At 61.9% G+C, this 16,179-nt stretch carries 14 protein-coding genes; 8 read left to right on the forward strand and 6 right to left on the reverse strand.

Going from position 1 to position 16,179, the window contains the following annotated elements; translation table 11 throughout:
* Positions 1 to 75: 75 nt before the first annotated feature.
* The 3 genes from yidD to rpmH form a co-directional block, all read right to left on the reverse strand.
* The gene (yidD, locus tag ACMLHZ_RS05815) at positions 76 to 333 is read right to left on the reverse strand and encodes a membrane protein insertion efficiency factor YidD (RefSeq protein ID WP_418666832.1); all 258 of its coding nucleotides are present in this window, start codon (positions 331 to 333) and stop codon (positions 76 to 78) included.
* Complete coding sequence (gene rnpA / locus ACMLHZ_RS05820) at positions 330 to 662, reverse strand: ribonuclease P protein component (RefSeq protein ID WP_418454506.1); 333 nt, start codon at positions 660 to 662, stop codon at positions 330 to 332. The genes yidD and rnpA overlap by 4 nt, the downstream gene beginning before the upstream one ends.
* 78 nt (positions 663 to 740) lie before the next feature.
* A complete protein-coding gene (gene rpmH / locus ACMLHZ_RS05825; RefSeq protein ID WP_177562234.1) occupies positions 741 to 875 on the reverse strand; it encodes a 50S ribosomal protein L34 in 135 nt (44 codons plus the stop codon).
* Between the two features lie 299 nt (positions 876 to 1,174).
* On the opposite strand from rpmH, the gene dnaA reads away from it, so the two are divergent.
* From dnaA to ACMLHZ_RS05865, 8 genes are all read left to right on the forward strand, one after another.
* Positions 1,175 to 2,497, forward strand: a complete 1,323-nt coding sequence (gene dnaA, locus ACMLHZ_RS05830) for a chromosomal replication initiator protein DnaA (RefSeq protein ID WP_177562232.1) — start codon at positions 1,175 to 1,177, stop codon at positions 2,495 to 2,497.
* Between the two features lie 284 nt (positions 2,498 to 2,781).
* Positions 2,782 to 3,882, forward strand: a complete 1,101-nt coding sequence (gene dnaN / locus ACMLHZ_RS05835) for a DNA polymerase III subunit beta (RefSeq protein WP_418666833.1) — start codon at positions 2,782 to 2,784, stop codon at positions 3,880 to 3,882.
* Between the two features lie 37 nt (positions 3,883 to 3,919).
* Complete coding sequence (locus tag ACMLHZ_RS05840; protein ID WP_418666834.1) at positions 3,920 to 4,135, forward strand: RNA-binding S4 domain-containing protein; 216 nt, start codon at positions 3,920 to 3,922, stop codon at positions 4,133 to 4,135.
* A 4-nt stretch (positions 4,136 to 4,139) separates the two neighbouring features.
* Complete coding sequence (gene recF, locus ACMLHZ_RS05845; RefSeq protein WP_418666835.1) at positions 4,140 to 5,228, forward strand: DNA replication/repair protein RecF; 1,089 nt, start codon at positions 4,140 to 4,142, stop codon at positions 5,226 to 5,228.
* 10 nt (positions 5,229 to 5,238) lie between these two features.
* Entirely contained in the window at positions 5,239 to 5,505 is a 267-nt protein-coding gene (gene remB / locus ACMLHZ_RS05850; RefSeq protein WP_177562224.1) for an extracellular matrix regulator RemB, read from the forward strand.
* Between the two features lie 93 nt (positions 5,506 to 5,598).
* Positions 5,599 to 7,542 (forward strand): DNA topoisomerase (ATP-hydrolyzing) subunit B, encoded by a 1,944-nt coding sequence (gyrB, locus tag ACMLHZ_RS05855; protein ID WP_418666836.1) that lies wholly within the window; start codon positions 5,599 to 5,601, stop codon positions 7,540 to 7,542.
* A gap of 35 nt (positions 7,543 to 7,577) precedes the next feature.
* Positions 7,578 to 10,136 (forward strand): DNA gyrase subunit A, encoded by a 2,559-nt coding sequence (gyrA, locus tag ACMLHZ_RS05860; RefSeq protein ID WP_418666837.1) that lies wholly within the window; start codon positions 7,578 to 7,580, stop codon positions 10,134 to 10,136.
* 97 nt (positions 10,137 to 10,233) lie between these two features.
* A complete protein-coding gene (locus tag ACMLHZ_RS05865) occupies positions 10,234 to 10,755 on the forward strand; it encodes a hypothetical protein (RefSeq protein ID WP_418666838.1) in 522 nt (173 codons plus the stop codon).
* A gap of 120 nt (positions 10,756 to 10,875) precedes the next feature.
* On the opposite strand, the gene ACMLHZ_RS05870 is transcribed toward ACMLHZ_RS05865, so the two are convergent.
* The 3 genes from ACMLHZ_RS05870 to ACMLHZ_RS05880 all read right to left on the reverse strand — a co-directional run bounded on the left by ACMLHZ_RS05870 (position 10,876) and on the right by ACMLHZ_RS05880 (position 16,161).
* Entirely contained in the window at positions 10,876 to 13,428 is a 2,553-nt protein-coding gene (locus tag ACMLHZ_RS05870) for an FtsX-like permease family protein (RefSeq protein WP_418666839.1), read from the reverse strand.
* Complete coding sequence (locus tag ACMLHZ_RS05875; protein ID WP_418666840.1) at positions 13,422 to 14,102, reverse strand: ABC transporter ATP-binding protein; 681 nt, start codon at positions 14,100 to 14,102, stop codon at positions 13,422 to 13,424. Before ACMLHZ_RS05875 ends, ACMLHZ_RS05870 begins: the two co-directional genes overlap by 7 nt.
* Positions 14,103 to 14,295: 193 nt before the next feature.
* Positions 14,296 to 16,161: a beta-N-acetylhexosaminidase gene (locus ACMLHZ_RS05880; protein WP_418666841.1), complete on the reverse strand. Its 1,866-nt coding sequence runs from the start codon at positions 16,159 to 16,161 to the stop codon at positions 14,296 to 14,298.
* Positions 16,162 to 16,179: the final 18 nt, after the last annotated feature.

Here is a 16,179-nt window from a genome sequence, read left to right on the forward strand (position 1 = left end):
CTTTTTATAGTTTATTCGAAGGACTTGGCACCGGCGCAAACGGGCAAGTCACAAGTGGCTGTGTTGAAAATGGCCTCAGACGCGGCGCAGCCTGCGGCAGTCGTTTTTCCAGCGGCCCTTTTCGGGAACGGGGTCGTAGCCCGTTTTGCCGAAGGGGTTGCAGCGCAAAATGCGCCACACCGCCAGCAGCGTGCCCTTTGCCGCGCCGTGCACCTCCAGCGCCTGGAGCGCATACTCGCTGCAGGTGGGCAGGAAACGGCAGTGATGCCCCAGATGGGGCGAAATGTACTTTTTATAAAAGCGGATGGGCGCCGCCAGCAGCCGGGCGATCATTCCACCAGACCCGCGCTGTGCAGAAGCTGCCGGGCGGCCTTTGCCACCTCGCCGCTTTTGCAGCGGGCCGTTTGGCCCCTGGCCACGAACACCAGGTCCCAGCCGCCCACGTTGTAGGGCAGGGTTTCGTACAGTGCCGCGCGCATGACCCGGCGCGCCCGGTTGCGCTGCACCGCGCCCCCCACCTTTTTGGTGGCGGTGAGGCCCACCCGGGTATGCCCCAGGCGGTTTTTATTTACATAGAGCACCAGTTTGGGGTGCACGTAGGACCTGCCCCGGGCGTAAACCCGGCCAAACTCCCTGTTGCGTGTGATGGGCCGGTAGCGCATGTTCCCTCCATATGGAAAAACAAGGCCACCGATCACTCAGCGGCCTTGCGGTTCGACCTTGCTCTGCGGTCGGTCTTATCAGGCGGACAGCTTGGCGCGGCCCTTGGAACGGCGGGCGGCAATTACCTTGCGGCCGTTCTTGCTGGCCATGCGCTTTAAAAAGCCGTGCACGCCGCTGCGCTGACGCTTCTTGGGCTGGTACGTTCTTTTCATGTTTTTATCCTCCATTTTCCCCATTTTACGGGTCTTATTATTTTGTGCGATGTTCCCCGCCAAAAGGGGACGACCTTGCAACTTAAAAGTATACTGGAAAGGCGCGGAGTTTGTCAACACCCAAAGCTGATATTTTTTGGCTCAAAGGGCGGCGCACGGGCATTTTTTCCAAATTTTAAGCCCATGCTAACCCTGTGCCGGCCCTATATAGCTAAGGTAATTTATATTTGTAAAGGGCGGCGGTTTATGGTATAATCATTTGGATACAAATTTTTGCGATAATGGAGCGTACCATCACTATGGATTCCTTTAACGACGTTTTGAATGCAGCGAAAGAATACTGCAAAGAGCGCCTGGTAGACGCCACCTATAACCTGTACATCGACGGGCTGGAAGCGGTGAGCTTTGAGGGCAGCGGCAAGGTGGTGCTTGCTGTGCGCAACGACTTTATCTGCACCATTGTGCGGGACCGGTACACCCCCCTTTTGAAGGAGGCCCTGGCCGCGATGCTGGGCTTTGAGGTGGAGGTGGAGTTGATGGTGCCCGCCGCCGCGCCCGCGCAGCCCGAGGCCGCCGCGGAAAAGCCCCTGCCCCGCACCGACCCGGACGGCCGCTACGATTTTAATTTTGAAAACTTTATCAAGGGCCCCTCGAACCAGTTCGCCTATGCGGCGGCGCAGGCCGTGGCCTCGAACCCGTCGGGCGCTTACAACCCCCTGTTCATCTACGGCCAGTCGGGCCTGGGCAAGACCCACCTGCTGACCGCCATTCAGATTGAGATCAAAAAGAACCACCCGGATTTCAACATTGTTTACGTGGACTGTGAAAAATTCACCAACGAGATCATCACCGCCATCCGGGAGGGCAGCACCGAGCAGTTCCGGCTGAAATACCGGGCCGCGGACGTGCTGCTGGTGGACGACATCCAGTTTATTGCGGGCAAAGAGAGCACCCAGGAGGAATTCTTCCACACTTTTAATACCCTGCACAACGCCGGCAAGCAGATCGTGCTGGCCAGCGACCGCCCGGCCAAGGAGATCAAGAGCCTGGAGGAGCGTTTGCGCACCCGGTTCGAGTGGGGCCTGACCGCGGACATCCAGCCGCCGGACTTTGAAACCCGGGTGGCGATCATCCGCCGCAAGGCCGAGCTGTTCCACCTGGAAATCCCGGACGACGTGGCCGAATTCATCGCGAACCACCTGAAAAACAACATCCGGCAGCTGGAGGGCGCAGTGAAAAAGCTGAACGCCTATTACATGCTGGAGGGCATCCAGCCGGTGATCGGCGTGGCCCAGAACGCCATCAAGGATATTCTGAACGAAACCCAGCCCGTGCCCGTGACCATTGAAAAGATCATTGGAGAGGTGGGCCGCACCTACAACGTGAGCCCGGCGGAAATACGGGGCATGCGGCGCACGGCCAATATCTCCTCGGCACGGCAGACCGCCATTTATGTGGTGCGCGAGATCACCGGCATGAGCATGGAGGACATCGGCAAGGAATTCGGCGGCCGCGACCACTCCACCATCGTGTACTCGCTGAAAGCCCTGGAAAGCAACCTGGAAAACGACCGGCACCTGAAAGAAACCGTGGAAGACATTATTAAAAATGTACGCACCTGAACCGGCACAAAAAAAGAGCAAGTCTTTCACATAGTTTTCCACAATTAACAACAGGTTTTCCACATAGGGTGTGCAAAACATCGCCGTTTATTCTTATCAACATCTTGTCCACAAAAACAGTGGAATTTTAAACGGCAGGAAAAACGGCTTGTCCAAAGGGCGGAAAGGGCTTTTCCACGGTTTCAACGGCCCCTACTATTACGTCTATTGAAAAGTATGTTTTAAAGAGCTATTTTTGAATTTTTCTTCCCAGGGAAGATTTCCTTACGAAAGGAGCGGCAAATATGAATATCGTATGCGATAAGACCCTGTTGTCGGCAGCCATCGACGGCGTGTCCAAGGCGGTGACCCTGCGCTCTTCCATTCCCGCGCTGGAGGGCATCCTGCTGAAAGCGGAGGGATTCCAGCTGACCCTGACCGGCTACGACCTGGAAATGGGCATTACCACCACCATTGAGGCCAACGTGCGGGAGCCGGGCGAGATCGTGCTCTCGGCAAAGCTTTTGGGTGATATGGTGCGCAGGCTGCCCGGGGGCGAGGTGACCATCTGCACCAACGAGGCGGGCAACGCCACGGTGAAAGGCGGCGTTGCGGAGTTTGATATCCTGGCCATGAGCGCCTCGGATTACCCCGACCTGCCTAACCCCGGCGCGGACCGGACCTTTACCATTTCGGCCGGGATGCTGCGGGACATGATCGACAAGACCCTGTACGCCGTGAGCCAGGACGACAAAAAACCCGCCCATACCGGCGAGCTGTTTGCCATTGAAGAGGACAAACTTACCGTAGTGGCGCTGGACGGCTACCGGCTGGCAATTGTGGAGCGGCCAATCCAGGCGGAAAAGCACATCCGCATTATCATCCCCGCCAAGACCCTGACCGAGGTGAACAAGCTTTTGGGCGAGGACGACCAGGAGGTCGCCATCTCGGCAAACCGGCGGTTCGTGGTGTTTGAGACCGGCAGGTATGTGATTCTTTCGCGGCTGATCGAGGGCGAGTTTTTGAATTACGCCAACGTGATCCCGGAGGGCTACAAGACCCGGGTAGTGCTGGAAAGCCGGGATTTTATCGACACCATTGAGCGGGCCTCGCTGATCATTACCGAGCGGCTGAAAAACCCGCTGCGCATTCTGTTTGACAACAAGGTGACCGTGCGCTGCCAGACAAACCTGGGCAAGGTGGTGGACGAGTTCGAGGCGAAGATCGAGGGCGAACAGGTGGAAATCGGCTTCAACAACCGCTACCTGCTGGACGCGCTGCGCAATTCCAAGTGCGAAAAGGTGGTGCTGGAGATGAGCGGCCCCCTGTCCCCCGTGAAGATCCTGCCGGAGGAGGGCGCCGACTTTATCTACCTGGTGCTGCCAGTGCGCTTTAAAAACGATTGAGGGGCCTCTTCCCTTTTGAAAGACAGGAATGGAAACGATGGAACGGATCTTGATCCATACGGAATTTATAAAACTGGATTCCCTTTTGAAGCTGGCGGGCCTGGCCGAGACCGGCGGCGAGGCAAAGCTGCTGGTGCAGGAGGGCCGGGTTCTGGTGAACGGCGAGGTGTGCGAAATGCGGGGCAAAAAGCTGCGCGGCGGCGACACCGTGACCCTGGACGGCCGCACCGTGACCGTTGGGCAGGGAAAATAAGCCGGTGCGCCTTGTATCGCTTGCCGTGACCGACCACCGCAACCTGAAACAGGTGGAATTCGCCCCCGGGCCGGAACTGACCGTGCTGTGCGGCCCCAACGGCCAGGGCAAGACAAACCTTTTGGAGGCTGTGTGGCTGCTCACGGGGGGAAAGAGCTTTCGCGGCTCGAAGGACGCCGAGCTGATCCGCCGTGGCGCGGAGTTTTCCGTGCTGGACGGGGTGAGCGAGGCGCAGGACGGGCGGCAGGACCACATTCGCCTGACCGTGGGGGGAAAGGACACCCCCCGCCCCGGGCGCACCGCGCGCCTGAACGGGGCCGAGGTGGGCCGGGCGGCGGCTTTGGCGGGCCGGTTTACCGCCGTGGTGTTCGAGCCGGACGATCTGAGCCTTGTGAAAAGCGGGCCGGCCGGGCGGCGGCGCTTTTTGGACGCGGCGCTGTGCCAGCTGTGGCCGGGCTATGTGGCCACGCTGCGGCGTTACAGCCGGCTGCTGGCACAAAAAAACAGCCTGCTGAAATATTGGGATCGCACCCCCGGCGCCGGTGAGATGTGCGACGCGTTCGACACGGACCTTGCGGTGCAGGGCGGCGAGATCTGCCGCCGCCGCGGCGATTACCTGGCGCGGCTGGCACCTTTGGCGGCGCAGAATTACGCCGAGCTGAGCCGGGGCGGCGAGGCCCTGAGCCTTGCCTACCGCGCAGACCAGGGGCCGGAGGATATGCTGGACGCTTTGCGGGCTGCCCGCGCCGCGGACCGGAGGGCGGGTTTTTGCACCGTGGGCCCCCATCGGGAGGATTTTACCTTTGCCCTGGACGGCCAGCCGGCCCGGGTGTTTGCCAGCCAGGGCCAGCAGCGCAGTGCGGTGCTGAGCCTGAAGCTGGCCGAGGCCAGCGTGGCCCAGAGCGTGACCGGCGAGCACCCGGTGATGCTGCTGGACGACGTGCTGAGCGAGCTGGACCTCCAGCGGCAGGAATACCTGCTGACCCGCATGCGGGAGAAGCAGACCATTGTGACCGCCTGCGATTCCAGCCTGTTCCACAAAACAGAGGGCGCCATGTTCCGGGTGGAGCAGGGCGAAGTAAAAGAGATGTGAGGGGAAGCTTTTGTATCTGCATTTGGGGCAGGATTATGTGGTCCACACGCGGGACATCATTGGAATTTTTGACATTGACACCAGCTCGGTGGCAAAGCACACCCGCGCGTTTTTGCGCCATGCCGAGGAGGAGGGCGCGGTGGTGACCCTGAGCGACGAGCTGCCGAAAAGTTTTGTGGTGGCTGATTTCCCCGATGACACGGTGTTCATCAGCCCCATCTCGTCGAAAACGCTGGAAAAGCGCTGCGGCCGGATGGACCAATTGAACCAATACTGACACCCCAGAGCCGAAGGCTCTGTTTTCATGTTGGCGGCGGGATAAACGCCCCGCGCGCCGGGTTGTAAGACGCAAAGCACAGGAGGAACGACAATGGCAGAAGAACTGAACCAGGAACAGCAGATCGGCCAGGCCGAGGATTACGACGGCAGCCAGATCCAGGTATTGGAAGGCCTTGAGGCGGTGCGCAAGCGCCCGGGCATGTATATCGGGTCCACCGGGCCCCGGGGCCTGCATCATCTGGTGTATGAGATCGTGGACAACGCCATCGACGAGGCGCTGGCCGGTTTTTGCGACCACATTGAGGTCACCATCAAAAAGGGCAACATCATAGAGGTGAGCGATAACGGCCGCGGCATCCCCGTGGACATTCAGCCGAAAATGGGCATTCCCGCCGTGACGGTGGTGTTTACCATCCTGCATGCGGGCGGCAAGTTCGGGGGGGATAACTCCGGCTACAAGGTGGCGGGCGGCCTGCACGGCGTGGGCGCCAGCGTGGTGAACGCGCTTTCAGAGTGGCTGGAGGTGCGGGTGCGCAAAGCCGGCAGTGAGTATGTGCAGACTTTCCGGCGCGGCGTTGCCGACGGCGAATTGAAAAAGGTGGGCCCCGCCGCTTCCAGCGGCACGGTGGTGACCTTTAAGGCCGATCCGGTGATGTTTACCGAGAGCACCGAGTATGATTATGAGATCCTGCGCACCCGCCTGCGGGAAGAGGCGTTTTTGAACGCCGGCGTGCGCATTACCCTGACCGACGAGCGGGGCGAAGAGGTTCTGCGGGAGTCGATGTGCTACGAGGGCGGCGTGCGCAGCTTTGTGGAGCACATCCACGAGAAGCGCCAGATGACCGTGCTGCACCCCCAGGTGATCTACCTGAAAGGCCAGCAGAACGACATCATTGCCGAGATCGCCCTACAATACAACGACAGCTTCAACGAGCTGGTGCTGAGCTTTGCCAACAATGTGCACACCCCGGACGGCGGCACCCACGAGGAGGGCTTCAAGGCGGCCCTGACCCGGGTGTTCAACGATTTTGGCCGGGAAAAGGGCTATTTGAAGGAAAAGGACGACAACCTTTCGGGCAGCGACGTGCGGGAAGGCCTGACCGCGGTGATCAGCGTAAAGCTGACCGACGCCCAGTTCGAGGGCCAGACCAAGGCAAAGCTTGGAAACACCGAGGTGCGGAGCCTTGTTTCCGGCATGGTGTACGAAAAGCTCAAGGAATTTTTTGAGGAGAACCCGGGCGTTGCCAAGGCCGTGTTTGAAAAGGCGACCCAGGCCGCCCGGGCCCGCGAGGCGGCAAAGCGCGCCCGCGAGCTGGTGCGCCGCAAGTCGGCGCTGGAAACGAGCCGCATGCCCGGCAAGCTGGCCGACTGCCGGGAAAAGGATCCCACCAAGACCGAGATCTACATCGTCGAGGGCGATTCGGCCGGCGGCAGCGCCAAGATGGGGCGGGACTCGAACATCCAGGCGATCCTGCCCCTGTGGGGCAAGATGCTGAATGTGGAAAAGGCGCGGCTGGACAAGGTGTACGGCAACGAGAAGCTGATGCCGGTGGTGACGGCCCTGGGGTGCGGCATCGGCGAGGAGTTCGACGTTTCCAAGCTGCGCTACCACAAGGTGTTCATCATGGCCGACGCGGACGTGGACGGCAGCCACATCTGCACCCTGATGCTGACCTTCTTTTTCCGGTTTATGCGCCCGCTGATCGACGGGGGCTATGTGTATATCGCCCAGCCGCCCCTGTTCAAATTGCAGAAGGGCCAGCAGGTGAAGTATGCCTACGACGAAACCGAAATGGCAAGGCTTTCGGCCGAGATGCCGGGCTCCAAGATCAGCCGGTACAAGGGCCTGGGCGAGATGAACCCGGAGCAGCTGTGGGAGACCACCATGGACCCGAACAACCGGGTGATCGTGCAGATCAGCATTGAGGACGCGGAAAAGGCCGACGAGGCGTTTACCATCCTGATGGGCGACAAGGTGGAGCCCCGGCGCGAGTTCATTGAGCGCAACGCCAAGTATGCCACGCTCGATGTGTAATGGGCCAACGGCAAGAAAGTGACAGGTGAACACCAGTGAATGAAGATTTTGTGATGATCCCGGGAACCGGCACCAAGCTGATTATTCGGGACGTGAAGGAAGAAATAGAGAGCGCGTTTTTGGATTACTCCATGTCGGTGATTGTGGCGCGGGCGCTGCCCGACGTGCGGGACGGGCTCAAGCCGGTGCACCGGCGCATCCTTTACACCATGCACGAGCGGAACAACGACCCGCAGCACCCCTACCGCAAGTCGGCCGACACGGTGGGCGCGGTGCTGGGCGCTTACCACCCTCACGGCGACGCCAGCGTATACGACGCCATGGTGCGCCTTGCGCAGGATTTTTCGATGCGGTACCCCCTGGTGGACGGCCAGGGCAACTTCGGCAGCGTGGACGGCGACCCCCCGGCCGCCTACCGGTACACCGAGGCCCGCATGAGCAAAATGGCCGTGGAGCTGCTGACCGACATTGAAAAGGACACCGTGGACTTTGGCCCGAACTTTGACGAGACCAAAAAAGAGCCCATCGTGCTGCCCAGCCGCTTTCCGAACCTGCTTGTAAACGGGTCCACCGGCATTGCGGTGGGCATGGCCACCAACATCCCGCCCCACAACATGAGCGAGGTGATCGACGGGGCGGTAGCCCTGATCGATGAGCCGGAGCTGGACCTGGCCGGCCTGATGGAGCATATCAAGGGGCCGGACTTCCCCACCGGCGGCATTATCATGGGCCGTTCGGGCATCCGGGCCGCCTACGCCACCGGCCGGGGCAAGATCACCCTGCGGGGCCGCGCCGAGATCGAGGAGAAAAAGAACGGCCGGTTCCAGATCGTGATCACCGAGATCCCCTATATGGTGAACAAGGCCCGGATGATTGAGAACATCGCGGACCTGGTGAAGGACAAGCGGATCGAGGGGATCAGCGACCTGAACGACGAGTCGAACCGCCACGGCATGCGGGTGGTGGTGGAGCTGAAAAAAGAGGCCAACCCCCAGGTGGTGTTAAACCAGCTGTACCGCTACACCCAATTGCAGGACACGGTGGGAGTGATCCTGCTGGCGCTGGACGGCGGCGTGCCCAAGATCATGACCCTGAAGACCATGCTGGAGCGGTATGTGGAGTTCCAGGACGAGGTCATCCGCCGGCGCACCCAGTTTGACCTGAAAAAGGCCCAGGAGCGGGCCCACATTCTGGAAGGCCTTGCCCGCGCGGTGGACATTGTGGACGAGGTGATCTACGCCATCCGTCACTGCGGCGGCGGCCAGGCCGAGGCAAAGGCCGCCATTATGGAACAGTTTGGGTTTGACGAGCCCCAGGCCGAGGCCATCTGCAAATTCCCCCTGGGGCGGCTTGCGGGCCTGGAGATCAAAAAGATCCAGAACGAGCTGGACGAGCTGCACGGCAGGATCGCCGACTGGCAGGCCATTCTGGCCGACGACGCCCGGGTGCGCGCCATTGTGAAGGAAGAGCTGATGGCCTTAAAGGAAAAATACGGCGACGCGCGCCGCACCGAGATCGCCCATGTGAGCGGCGAGGTGGACATTGAGGACCTGATCCCGGTGGAGGAGTGCGTGTTCACCCTGACCCACGAGGGGTATATTAAGCGCCAGAGCCAGGACACCTATCAGGTGCAAAGGCGCGGCGGGCGCGGGATCTCGGGCCTTTCGCACAAGGACGAGGACTTTGTGGAGGAGCTTTTCATCGGCTCGACCCACGATTTTGTGCTGTTCGTGACCGACCAGGGCCGGGTGTACCGGCTGAAGGGCTACCAGATCTACGAGGGAAGCCGCACCAGCAAGGGCACCAACATCGTGAACCTGCTGCCGCTGCAGAACGGGGAAAAGGTGATCCGCATGCTGCGCATGCCCGCCGAGAACGCCTCGGGCTACCTGACCATGATCACCCGGCGGGGCGTGATCAAGCGCACCCCCATTGAGGCCTATGCCAACATCCGCAAAAACGGCCTGCTTGCCGTGACCATGTACGAGGGCGACGCGCTGGCCTGGTGCCGCATCACCGGCGGCGGGGACGAACTGCTGGTGGCTACCCACGGCGGTATGGCCATCCGCTTTACCGAGGCGGGGGCCCGCAGCATGGGCCGCCTGGGCCACGGGGTGCGCGCCATCCGGCTGGCCGGGGACGACTATGTGATCGGCGCGGGCATCCTGCGGCCGGGGGCCACCGTGTTCACGGTGACCGACAGCGGCAAGGGCCGCCGCAGCCGGATCGACGATTACCGGCTGCAAAGCCGGGGCGGCAAGGGCATCCGCAATTACCGCAAGGGAGAAGTGGCGGGCATCAAGATCCTGGACGACCAGGACGATATCATCCTGATCAGCCAGGAGGGGATCATTATCCGGATGCACGCGGAGGACATCAACGTGCAGAGCCGCTACGGCAGCGGCGTGCGGGTGATGCGGATCGCCGAGGGCGACCGGGTGGTGACCGTGGCCCGCACCGACCGCTCGGAGGAGGCGGAGACCGAAAAGCCCGAAGCGGAACCCGAGGAGGAGCTGACCGAGGAGGAGATTGCCGCGCTGGCCGCCGAGGAGGCACAGCAGGCAGAGGAAGAAGCCCCCGCCGACGAGGAATAACCCCGCGGGCAGCAGATGCAACGCACGGCGCGCCGCCGGGGTTCCCCTGGCGGCGCGTTTTGATAAAATCACCCGACATATGTGAGGAGTTTTGAAAATGAAAGACAACAACCGGACCCTTTCCGCCGTTTTTTTTGCGCTGGCCTTTGGCTGGATGGCCCTGTGCATGCGCATGGCCCTGACAAATATGGGGCTGGCAAATTCCCCCATGCAGGTGGGCTTTGAGTTTGCCGCCCTGTTCGTGTTCGGCTGGGTGGTGGTGAAAGCCTTTGCCCGCACCGAGCCTTTCACCTGCGCCCAAAAGCGCCAGCTGTGCGCGCTGGTGGGGGTGTATTTTGTGGTGAACCTGGCGGCCATCGACCTGGAACAGCAGATCGTGGTGGTGACCCTTTCCGGCTTTAACCAGAGCCTGGCGCAGAACGCCGCTTTGAGCTGGGCCGTGCTGGCGGTGAAGTTTGTGTTCCTGGCGGCCGCGCTGTACTTTGCCTGCGCCGAGAAAAAGCAGGCCACCGTGGTGTTCGACGAGGGCGCCGCCCCCGAGGCGCTGGAGAGCGAGGAGGCCATCGAGCAGCTGACCGAACAGCTGGACGAGGCCGAGGAGGAAAAGCCCGCCCAGTGAGCGCTCCCCTGCCCCGCTGAAAAGAACAAACCCCCGCGCAGAGCCCTTTCAGGGCAAAGCGCGGGGGCTCTTTTTGTTTTTTTGCCCCGAGCAGGAAGTGTTTTTAAAGAGAGCGCGGGGTCAGGCCGCTTCCTCCCGCAGGCGTTCCACCACGCTCTCGCCCGCCGAGAAGCGCAGGGCCAGCCGGGGCACCAGCACGGCCAGGATCAGAAGGAACGGCATGGCCGCGAGCACGGGCCAGAGCAAAAAGCGGTAGTTAAAGAACCACATGCCGCTGACGACGCCCTTTACCACAATCACCGAGGCCAGCGCGCTGAGGGCCAGCGAGGCCGCGCCCGCAAACAGGGCGTAATAGAGCCCCTCGAGGGTGAGCATACGGCGCAGCTGGGGGCCTGTCATGCCCACGGCCTGCAGGGTGGCGAACTCGCGCCGGCGGGTGACGATGCTGGTGAGCACCGAGTTGATGAAGTTCAGGACGCCGACGAGGCCGACGATGAGCGAGAGCGCCCCGCCGATCAGAAGCACGGTGTTCTGCATGTTTTCGAATTCCGCCACGCGGGTGCCCTTGGAGGAGTAGTGCATGGTGGGCTCGACGGTCTCGGTGTAATTTTTGAGGAAGGCCTCCATGGCTTCGTCCCCGCCGTCGGTCACATTGAAGGCGTAGCTCATGAGGCCGGGGTCGGCCACCATCCCCTTGTACACCGCCGCGGGCAGATAATAGTTGTAATCCCAGGAGCTGCCGTCGCTGCCGGTGAAAGTTTTGATGCGGACCTTTGCCAGCAGGGTGAAGCTGCGGGTGGTGTATTCGCCGGGGGTTTGGTCGGTACGGCCCTTGTTGTTGTGCAGGGTGACGGTGTCGCCGATCTTAAAATGGGAGCTCTCGGGATAGGGCTGGTCCTGGTCGTCGCACTGGATGCCCTCGAGGATGTAATCGCCGGTGGCCAGCTTTGCGAGGTCCAGCTCGCCCTCGATCACCTCCAGGCGGGAGAGGGGCAGGTCTTCGAGACCGTAGACCGCGCACAGGGGGTTGCCCTTGGCGTCGAGGCCCTGATTGAGATCATTGAGATGTTCGTCCTCCACCGTGAAATACTCGAAGTCCCGGTTGTTGGAGAAAAAGCGGCCGCCCCCGGCAAAGCCGGGCTGGGCCCGGACGGCCTCGATGAGGGTTTCGGAGAGCTCGTTTTCCGGGCCGCGGAACTGGTAGTTGAAGTATTCGGCCTGGGCGGCAAGAAAGTCGGTGTCGGTGAAGCGGGAGAGGAATTTGTCCATGTCGAAGCCGCCGGCCAGGGTGAAAACGGTGTTGAAGAGCACCAGGCTGAGGGTCATGGAGAGCACGGCCAGCACGGTGCGCCTTCGGTTACGGGAGAGATTGGAGAGCGCCATGCGGGGCAGCCTGCCGCCGTCGGTGCTGCGTTTTTCTTTTTTGGCCTTTGTGCCGCCGCCGGTGTAGCGGGCGGCCTCGACCGGAGAGACCGAGGCCGCAAGCCGCCCGGGCTTGCCGGTGCTCAAAAACACCGTGACGAGGGCGAACAGGGCGCTGCCCACAAAGATCAGGGGGTCGGCGCGCACCTGGACCTGGCCCGCGCCCATGCCGTTGAAGGTGGTTTGCAGCAGCACGGGCACAAGCACCCTGCCCAGGAAAAAGCCCAGAAGAAGCCCCGCGGGGATGCCCAGGGCGGCCAGCAGCAGCGCCTGCCGCCGGATGACGGACTTGAGCTGTTTGCCTGTGGCGCCCACGGTCTTGAGCAGGCCGTAGAAGCGGATGTCTTTTACCACCGAGATCTGGAAGATGTTGTAGATGATGAGATAGCCGGTGAACACGATGAGCGCCAGTGCGCCCGCGGCGGCCAGCAGCAGGGCGGGATCAAAGGAGAAGCCCGCCGAGAGGTAGGCCCAGTTGGTGTTGGAGGCCATGTAATCGGCGGCGTTTTGGTCAACGCTTTGATAGCCGGAGTCGGCAAGGAGGGTATCCAGCTTACCCTGGAGGTCGAAGGTGTTGCGGAACATCACGTAGCTGTTGATGACGCCGGTCATGGAGCGGTCGGCCGCATAGGTGTTTGCGAGCTCGGCGGCGTGGGCGTCCACATAGGCGCGGGAGGTGCTGAAGATGGCCACGTTGAACACAGGGTCGGCCTGCCACCAGCCCGAGAGCACGAACTCGCGGGTGACCTTTTTGCCGTGCACCGTGAGCTGGAGGGTGAGGGGGGCGCCGATCTGCTGCGGTACGCCCAACATCTGCAGGGTCTTGGTGTCGGTGATGATCTCGTTTTCGGCCTGGGGGGCGCGGCCGGTGGTGGGGGTGCAGAAGGTGAGGTCCAGGCCGGTCTCATCCATATAATAAAATTCGCCGCGGCGCTTGAGGAGCTCGGGATTGTCGACACTGTCGGCCAGAAGGCGGTTGTAGGAGATGCGGTCGATGAGGCGGTGATCCTTTACCGCATCGTATTGCTGGTCGGTGAGGTATTTGAGAACCGCGTGCCCGTCGCCGCCCGACTGGCGCATGGTGGCCTTTTGCAGGTTGTCGACGGCGCCGAGGCCCAGGGTGAACAGGGTGGTGAAGAGCACCGCGGTGAGGGCGATGGCGCCCACCGCGATAAGGTTGCGGGTGCGGTTTGCGGCAAAGCTGCGCAGCGCCAGCCGGCTGACCGCTTTGCGGTTGTTGACCTTCAGCATTGCCCGTTGCCCCCTTTGATGCGGCCGTCCTCGATACGCACGATCCGGTCGGCCAGTTGAGCGATCTCGTCGTTGTGGGTGATCATGACGATGGTCTGGCCGAACTTGTGGCTGGTAATCTTGATGAGGCCCAGCACGTCCTGGCTGGTCTTGGAGTCCAGGTTGCCGGTGGGCTCGTCGGCCAGGACGATGGCGGGCTTTGCGGCCAGGGCGCGGGCGATGGCCACCCGCTGCTGCTGGCCGCCCGAGAGCTGGCTGGGCAGCCGGGTGAGCCGGTCCGAGAGGCCCAGGGTGGCGATGACCTGGTCCACGTAGCCCCGATCCACCTGATTGCCGTCCAGCTCGATGGGGAGCACGATGTTTTCGTATACGTTCAGCACCGGCACCAGGTTGTAGCTCTGGAACACAAAGCCGATCTTGCGGCGGCGGAAGATGGTGAGCTCGTCGTCTTTTAAAGAAAAAATATCCTTGCCGCCCACCAGCACCGAGCCGGAGGAGGGGCGGTCCAGCCCGCCCAGCATGTGCAGCAGGGTGGATTTGCCGCTGCCGGAGGTGCCCACGATGGACACGAACTCCCCTTCCTCCACCGCCAGATCCACCCCGTCCAGGGCTTTCACCTGCGCCTCGCCGGCACCGTAGTATTTTTTGAGATCGCGCGTTTGCAAAATGGCCATTGCCGATTGCCTCCTGTAGTTTAAGTTTGGGCGGGGGCTCCCCCCTTTCCACACCAAAAGCTTAACAAAACAATCTTACCACAAACTTACGGGAGGAAAAAACATTCTAACAGGTCTGTCACAATAGAGAGAAGACAAAGCAAAGAGCGCCCCAAAGCCGGCAGAAAAGCGGTTTTGGGGCGCGGTTTTAAAATCAATTGAGGGAAAGGTCGGAGACCGAGACCATGGAGTGCCAGTAATGAACGTACAGGTCCTGCCCCGCGGCACCGGGCTCAAAGGGAAGCAAGGGCTCTTCCAGCTCTTCCAGGCGCTGTGCAGCGCCCCCGAGATACGCGCCCAGGCGTTCGGCCGCGGTATCCAGCCGCTGCAGAAGGCCGCCCACCCGCAGATCGATTACATCCAGCCCGAAGGCCCGGTTTTCCTGAAGCCACTGCCGGTGGAACAGGGCGAGAAACTGCCGGAGGCTGCTGCGCAGCGCGGGAAGCGCCTCGCGCTGGAGCGCCTGCAGGGCGGCCCGGTCGCCCGCCTGGTAGGCCTGGCGGAGCTGCCTGCCCAGGGCGCATTTTTGTTCCAGCACCCGGCACAGCGCGAGCGAGGTGTCGAAGAGATACTGCCAGCAGGCCGGGTTTTTCTGCCGGGCTTCGGTCAGAAGGGACGCGCAGCGCGCAAAGTGCGCGGGATAGGAGGCAGGGTCGAGGTGCGCGTCGAACAGGCCGCACAGGGGATCCTGGTAAAACAGGTATTTGGTGGGATTGACCGATACCCGGCCGGGCTTTGGGTTACCGGGGGTGTACTGCGGTTCGTCCAGGCAGAGAAAGCTTTGCAGGTCCGCACCCTGGCAGCAGCTGGAAAAATGACGCTCCAGCCGGGCCGGGCCGTTTTGATAGCACAGCTCGGCCCAGTATTGCAGGGTGGGCAGCACCGCAAAGGGCGAGCACTCGGCGCCGTTGTCGGCCCAGGCGGTGACCAGGGCCCGGTCCACCCCGTTTTTGCGGCAGCTGGCGTGGGCCAGATCCGCCACATGCATGCTGAACCCATTGCCCGGGAAATAGCCCAGCCATTTCCAGGCCCCGCCCGCGAACAGAAGGTTCTGGGTCATTTCGCGGTGCTTTTGGAACATGCGGTCGTAAAGGGCCGGATCCTCGGAATAATAGTCCCAGTAGATCAGGGTCACGTCCGGCGGCAGGGCGGCCCGGATGGCGGGATCCACCCGGCAGCCCGGCGCATAGTAATCGCCGCCGGTGGCCAGGCGGAAGAACATGTCGCTCCACAGCATCACCGAAAAACCGTGCTGTTTGGCGAGCTGGTACACCCGGTCGAAATGGCGCAGCATGAGCTGCATCCGGTCCTGATAGCCGTGCTGCCGGAGGTAATTGCCAAGCCCCACCAGGTGCGCCTCGTCCATGCCGATGTTGACCCGCCGGCTGCGGAAGCTGCGGGCCAGCGAGGCGAACATGGCGCCGATGAGGCGGTAGGTGTTTTCGTCGTCGATCAAGAGGATATCACCCAGGTCCCGCACCGGCTCGAAGGCCTTCCATTTGAGCGACTGCCCCAGATGCGCCAGGGTCTGGATGGCGGGCACCAGCTCGAGCCCCAGCTGCGCGGCAAAGTCGTCCATGCGGCGCAGCTCGGCTTCGGTGTAGCCGCCCCGCCGGTAGCCAAAATAGGGGTAGCCTTCCAGCTGGTAGGTGTCTTCCATGTAAAGCTGAAGGGTGGTATAGCCCATTTTGGAAAGGCTGACCGCCAGGCGGCAGAAGGTCCCGAAGGTGGGAATGGCGTTGCGCGAGCAGTCCAGCAGCATGCCGAGCTCCCGGTAGGAGGGGGTCTCGCACAGGCGGCAATCGCCCCCCAGAGCCAGGGCGTCCTCCAAAAGAAGAAGGCCCCGGCCAAACAGCTCCGGCCGTTCCAGCCGGAGCACCGCCCGGCTTTGCCGCACCGTGACCTCGAGGCCCGCGCCCCCGGTTTCCACAAAAACGTCGGTCCCGGCCAAAAAGCCGGTCCCCTGCGGGTAGTACGCTTCCAGCGCCGCCTGCTGGGCGGCGTTCAGACCAAAAAACATGGGTGTTCCCCTTCCCTT

Source organism: Allofournierella sp., from assembly GCF_048388525.1.
Taxonomy (GTDB): domain Bacteria; phylum Bacillota; class Clostridia; order Oscillospirales; family Ruminococcaceae; genus BQOK01.

What these genes read in the sequence shown, in the direction of transcription:
- rnpA (WP_418454506.1), bottom strand. Translation starts at nt 662, where the DNA reads ATGCGCTACCGGCCCATCACACGCAACAGGGAGTTTGGCCGGGTTTAC.
- dnaN (WP_418666833.1), top strand. Translation starts at nt 2,782, where the DNA reads ATGAATATCGTATGCGATAAGACCCTGTTGTCGGCAGCCATCGACGGC.
- ACMLHZ_RS05865 (WP_418666838.1), top strand. Translation starts at nt 10,234, where the DNA reads ATGAAAGACAACAACCGGACCCTTTCCGCCGTTTTTTTTGCGCTGGCC.
- dnaA (WP_177562232.1), top strand. Translation starts at nt 1,175, where the DNA reads ATGGATTCCTTTAACGACGTTTTGAATGCAGCGAAAGAATACTGCAAA.
- gyrB (WP_418666836.1), top strand. Translation starts at nt 5,599, where the DNA reads ATGGCAGAAGAACTGAACCAGGAACAGCAGATCGGCCAGGCCGAGGAT.
- rpmH (WP_177562234.1), bottom strand. Translation starts at nt 875, where the DNA reads ATGAAAAGAACGTACCAGCCCAAGAAGCGTCAGCGCAGCGGCGTGCAC.
- yidD (WP_418666832.1), bottom strand. Translation starts at nt 333, where the DNA reads ATGATCGCCCGGCTGCTGGCGGCGCCCATCCGCTTTTATAAAAAGTAC.
- ACMLHZ_RS05880 (WP_418666841.1), bottom strand. Translation starts at nt 16,161, where the DNA reads ATGTTTTTTGGTCTGAACGCCGCCCAGCAGGCGGCGCTGGAAGCGTAC.
- ACMLHZ_RS05875 (WP_418666840.1), bottom strand. Translation starts at nt 14,102, where the DNA reads ATGGCCATTTTGCAAACGCGCGATCTCAAAAAATACTACGGTGCCGGC.
- ACMLHZ_RS05840 (WP_418666834.1), top strand. Translation starts at nt 3,920, where the DNA reads ATGGAACGGATCTTGATCCATACGGAATTTATAAAACTGGATTCCCTT.
- ACMLHZ_RS05870 (WP_418666839.1), bottom strand. Translation starts at nt 13,428, where the DNA reads ATGCTGAAGGTCAACAACCGCAAAGCGGTCAGCCGGCTGGCGCTGCGC.